Origin of the sequence: Cohnella fermenti, assembly GCF_004801405.1 — a bacterium.
Taxonomy (GTDB): domain Bacteria; phylum Bacillota; class Bacilli; order Paenibacillales; family Paenibacillaceae; genus Cohnella; species Cohnella fermenti.
Genome location: NZ_SSOB01000086.1, coordinates 1 through 4,930, shown reverse-complemented (window position 1 = coordinate 4,930; position 4,930 = coordinate 1). Strand labels below are relative to the sequence as shown.

The following is a 4,930-nucleotide window of genomic DNA, read 5'->3' as shown; positions in this document are numbered from 1 at the left end:
TTGATCGGATGCGCTTTTGGTATTGAATGTAATCTCGACACCGGACAGGTTGTACGTACTGATCCCCGTCTTCGCATCATACGAGACGCTTGCCCCCGTAGCCGTCGCCAAATCCCTTAACGCCACCGCGGTATGACCCGATGGATCAACAAACATTAACGGATTATTCAACACATACGTATACAAATTCAGACTGAGAGGACTGTCGTCTCTCCCCGTATACGTATCTCTCGAAATAAACCGCCCCACATACGGATCGTAGTACCTCGCGCGGAGGTAATACAGGCCGACCTCGGCGTCGAAGAATTCGCCCGAGTAGCGGATCGAGCTGGTGTATTGCTCGATGACCAGGATCGGACTGCCGAAGATATCGTAGTCGTACTGATTCTCCAGGACGCCCGCTTCGTTGACGGTCTGCACCACGTCGCCGTGTCCGTTGTACAGGTAGTAGGACAACTGCTCCGTCGCAGTCCCATCGATTCGGGCAATGTAGTTGAGGCCATGGACATAACGAACGGCCACCTCATCAGAGGCATCGGTCTCCAGAATGACGTATTGACGATCATAGACATAGTTGGTCACATGGGTCGCATGAGTCCCCTAGTCCGGGACTCAGCGGGACTTTAACCCACCTGATGATCGTGCTGCCACGCACGCAGTATGGCCCTCTCCGACTCCCTTCCCGCGGCTCGCCATTTCGCATTTTTGACAGCTTATAGGATTTGCCGTTTACGACGACTTGCCGCCGTGCGGGGGAGGGTCTCCCTAGTTCCAGACACAACTTTCACCGCATGCCGCTCCCTCTACACCGGAGAGTTCTTCCACGCTGCATTCCAAGCTCTTCGCGTGTTCCATGGTCTTCGCCTGCACCCACGAGGCTCGACACTCTCTTGTCCCTTTCGGGTTTCAATTAACGATGCGGTAGTATTCACGGTTGTTACGGCCTGCGGTTTTGCTCTGCTAAGCTTGGCGTAGTTTTCACAGGGCTTCAGCCGCCAGATTTCTCTGACGTCTGCCTGCTAGCTACGGGTCGGCTTGGTCCCTACCCCGGCTGAACTTTCATCAGCTAGTTGTGCCTAGCTTGGCTAGGCGCGCTGGATTTTATTTGTCGCTTACTCTATTCTTTTGTCATTTACAGTTCACTGGAAGGGAATTTGCCCGTTTATAGCACCCAATCATTATGTACTCGGGAAAGGTAAAGGCCTTGAAGGAATCTTTCCCTCAAGGCCAACACTTATTTCAAATCCTATTTTTCAATTCTTTGTTGATATATTTATCCCATCCAATACCAAGTACTTCCTTATCATTAGGTTCAGAAACAACTCCGTATTTGAACCTCGAACCTTCCCTCCTGGATAAAAACTCCTCAGGGGTGTCCCATTCCGCTTCACATTCATTACAATACACAAAATATTTTTGACTTGATATCTCTTTAACAATTACAGCCCAGCCCTGCGAACATACCCAGCAATTACCTATTGGTTGGCGTTCGAATAAACCCAAGTTTTTACCCCCTCCATTAAGGCACAGGATACCCAGTTAACAATTTATTTGTTCCTTCCATAACTACAATCTCCACATAATTGAGCGGTTGTCCATTATCAAGTCTACCTCCACCTACACCAGCATTCTCAAATGGAACTTTATAGATATCTCCATCGATTCGGGCAATGTAGTTGAGGCCATGGACATAACGAACGGCCACCTCATCGGAGGCATCGGTCTCCAGAATGACGTATTGACGATCATAGACGTAGTTGGTCACATGGATCGCATAGTCATCCCCGGAACTGCGGGCAATCTTCTGTGTGCGCAGATCGTCGCCGTCGTACGTATACTCGACTGTGTTCCGATCGCCCGATTTGACCCGCTCCGTCTTCTTCAACCGGTTAAAGCCGTCGAACGTATTGCTGACCTTCTCCAGCAACGTGTTCAGATCGCCGGACATCTCCTCCCCGTAAGGGTCGGCGCCGGTAACCTGTCTCCTATCCCGGGTATGAGAACGGAGATAACTGATCTGCTGCCGGATTTCGTTGCCATTGCCGTCGTAGAGATAAGCCGTTGTTTTCTCCAACACTTCTTCTCCAGCGACGTTCTCCATCTTCTCGACGAGCTTCATCAACTCGCCGGCATTGGAGTAGACATACTCGCTCTTCTTGATCAGGTACTTGACCTCGGCATTGCTGCCCGGATCGACAAACCCGCTTACTTGCTCGGAGGTGTACGTCTCGAGAAGCGACTCCCGGTTCCCGTTATTGTCGTAGGTGTATTTAGTGCCGATTTTCCGCATATTACCACAACCGATTTTTGACCGCCTGCACATGAATTTTAGCAGGAATCGACAGGCGGTCGCGGCACGAATCGCACCATTTTCCATTTTTGTGACGGAAACGACAAGCTTCAGGCATACGTTCCCGTTCGTTGGTTAGCGGCTCGTCTCTTCGACATTGCCATTCGTATAAATCCTGCATTCCCGCAAAATTATAACGAGGTTGCAGTAAAAACGTGTAGTACTGTGGGTTCCCAGTGATTCCAATTGTAGAATCCTTCAATATCATAGTTATAATTATAACGAGGTTACTGGAAATTGTCGTTTTACTTTTAAATCCAAGTCACGGACCACCCGCTCAACGGGTGGCTTGATTTTGCCCCTATAAGGGGCCTGGTACTGCCAACGCCTAAAGGCGTAGTTTCGCAAGCCATCGTCGCTTGCTGCCCCTAAAGGGGCCTTATCATTGCTTTTTGTCTTCGAGTTGATCCGCTTCTACTTGATTCTGGATGTACTTGCGAATCTCAGCCTCATTTCTTCCTACGGTGTTTACATAGTATCCTTTTGCCCAGAAATGCCGGTTTCCTTTCTGGCGGTACTCGGGATGCCGGTCAAATATCATCAGTACGCTTTTCCCTTTCAAGTAGCCCATGAACTCCGACACACTTGTCTTTGGCGGGATTTTGACACAGAGATGGATGTGATCGGCACACACGCTTCCTTCTACAATCGCAACTTCTCTGTACTCGCACAGCTTTTTGATAATTTCGCGAATATCATTTCGTAATTCCCCGTACATGACCTTACGTCTATATTTGGGGATGAATACGATGTGGTACGTGCAATCCCATTTCGTATGTGATAGACTCGAATTGTCCATGGATGCCCTCCTCTGCTGCTGACTTTGGCCTGCGAAACCGTAGCCAGTATAGCAGAGGAGGGCTTTTCCGTCATCGGCATCGGCTCTTCCTATTCCGTTCTCCCACGCATAGCGTGGGGCTTAATCTGGAGTTAAAGAATATGTGAGTGATTTTATCTTGTGAGAGTGCATCATACGATACAGATACAGGGGAAAAGCCTATTCTGTTCCATGTATTTGGTTGATCCAGCCGACCTCGTTATAATTTGATCGGGAATTCAGGATAAATCGTCATCGAGTGCCCCGCTAATTCGACGACATGCTTCATATTTTCGCTTATCCGAGGTGACAGGGGTACGCAACGTGGCGCCCTTTCTCGTTTGCAGCGTTAATTGGATGCTTTGCAGCAGGGCCAGCAACATCTCGCCCGTCGGTTTGTAGCTCTTCCGCTTGCCGGGAAGGATAAGCGGTTCGCTTGCTCCTTTGAGATTCTCACGAACTCGCCAGTCCAGCATGCCGCCCTCGCTTCGTCAAAGACTGCGGTGTGCTTAGCCGCCGAATCAGCCGTTCCAGCACTTCACGTTGTTTATCGCTAACGAAAATCTCTCAACTCGTTTCGGTCCTTTTGCCATAGGGGTCACCTCTAGGAACCAAGCTTTGTCGTCAAGTGTACCATATCCCTTGGCAAGATTAACCCGCTACTGTTGGAACTTTTGCGAATTTAAGCACTAGGTGGGGGAAAGAAGTGAGACCTTGAGGCGAAGAAAACCTCAAGGTCAATTTTTATTACTTTTTCCAATTCTCCAACAAAGGATTATTCGCCAAATCAGTACAAAGAACTGAACTGTACTCTAAAAAATTCTTGTGGAAGTTCTTAATCATGGTTGAAACTTTGACTTTATCCAAAAGAATAGCATTGGGATTCGGTATCCAGTTTGTACGACTCATACAGGTGACCCTTACCAGTCCCCCCTCTTCTTCAAATACTAGTTGTCGTTCAATTCCTTGTTCATAGAAGTCCAATTTGAACAAAAATATCCCTTTATTTACCTTTTTCAGTATATCAGGGATCTGCTCGATAATTGTAGCTAAATCCGTTCTACAATCAACAGGCCACTTTTCTTGACCAAAACCGGAAACAACAAATGAAACCATCTCCGAATGTTCAAAAACCTCGCAAATACTTATGAGAACTGCCGCCACATCGTCTAGTTCGAAATTAGAAATTACGTTTTCTTCATGCACCTTATTGTCGGTCGACTCTTCAAAAGTTAACTCCATTCTAAAAATATTGAACCATCCCTTTCATAGCATATTTATGGAATAGGATAAGCAGTTTTAACTCCTGTGGCAGAAGGTACAATTATAACTTTCGTTGCAGGAACTATCTCTCCAGTAGGTGTAATTACTTGACCCATTCCTGCAGGTAAATCAAATGTTGTGGCTTCTGTAAGTGTGCCCTTAGAAGCAATGAAGTCTGCTGCTTTCTGATTATCGAGCCATTGCCCCTGATTATTCCCTGTACTTCTAGCCCTGTCTATCAAGCTTTTCGTATTTTTAGTACCTTCACCATGAGTTGAAAAAGTATGTCCGAATTGCTTTACACTTTTCCAGTTACAAGCACCAGTATTATGAACCCAAATCCCAAGATCACTAACAAAATACGTATGGAACTCGTCAACAGTCATGTTGTAAACCGTGACATGCTTGTGCAACAGTTCAATACTGGTTATTTCCAGTGTATTCCCATCACTCTGAACAAGCAAGTCTCCAACCCTAAGGTCTTTGACGACCGTCCATCC

The 4,930-nt window shown here is 47.2% G+C and carries 7 protein-coding genes; all 7 read right to left on the bottom strand.

The genetic code is table 11. The annotated features are described in order from the left end of the window. On the bottom strand, positions 1-582 hold a 582-nt coding region (locus E6C55_RS32970), incomplete at its 3' end, for an RHS repeat-associated core domain-containing protein (RefSeq protein WP_211093699.1). Between the two features lie 657 nt (positions 583-1,239). Beyond that, a complete protein-coding gene (locus E6C55_RS32965) occupies positions 1,240-1,503 on the bottom strand; it encodes a hypothetical protein (RefSeq protein WP_136374082.1) in 264 nt (87 codons plus the stop codon). 16 nt (positions 1,504-1,519) lie between these two features. Next, entirely contained in the window at positions 1,520-2,290 is a 771-nt protein-coding gene (locus E6C55_RS32960) for a hypothetical protein (RefSeq protein WP_136374081.1), read from the bottom strand. Between the two features lie 442 nt (positions 2,291-2,732). After that, a complete protein-coding gene (gene tnpA, locus E6C55_RS32955; protein WP_136374080.1) occupies positions 2,733-3,149 on the bottom strand; it encodes an IS200/IS605 family transposase in 417 nt (138 codons plus the stop codon). Between the two features lie 257 nt (positions 3,150-3,406). Then, positions 3,407-3,643: a hypothetical protein gene (locus tag E6C55_RS32950; RefSeq protein ID WP_136374079.1), complete on the bottom strand. Its 237-nt coding sequence runs from the start codon at positions 3,641-3,643 to the stop codon at positions 3,407-3,409. A gap of 271 nt (positions 3,644-3,914) precedes the next feature. After that, positions 3,915-4,409: a hypothetical protein gene (locus tag E6C55_RS32940; protein ID WP_136374078.1), complete on the bottom strand. Its 495-nt coding sequence runs from the start codon at positions 4,407-4,409 to the stop codon at positions 3,915-3,917. 35 nt (positions 4,410-4,444) lie between these two features. Further along, positions 4,445-4,930, bottom strand: a 486-nt coding sequence (locus E6C55_RS32935; protein ID WP_136374077.1) for a polymorphic toxin-type HINT domain-containing protein, incomplete at its 5' end; no start/stop codon positions are given.

What these genes read in the sequence shown, in the direction of transcription:
- E6C55_RS32960 (WP_136374081.1), bottom strand. Translation starts at nt 2,290, where the DNA reads ATGCGGAAAATCGGCACTAAATACACCTACGACAATAACGGGAACCGG.
- tnpA (WP_136374080.1), bottom strand. Translation starts at nt 3,149, where the DNA reads ATGGACAATTCGAGTCTATCACATACGAAATGGGATTGCACGTACCAC.
- E6C55_RS32950 (WP_136374079.1), bottom strand. Translation starts at nt 3,643, where the DNA reads ATGCTGGACTGGCGAGTTCGTGAGAATCTCAAAGGAGCAAGCGAACCG.
- E6C55_RS32940 (WP_136374078.1), bottom strand. Translation starts at nt 4,409, where the DNA reads ATGGAGTTAACTTTTGAAGAGTCGACCGACAATAAGGTGCATGAAGAA.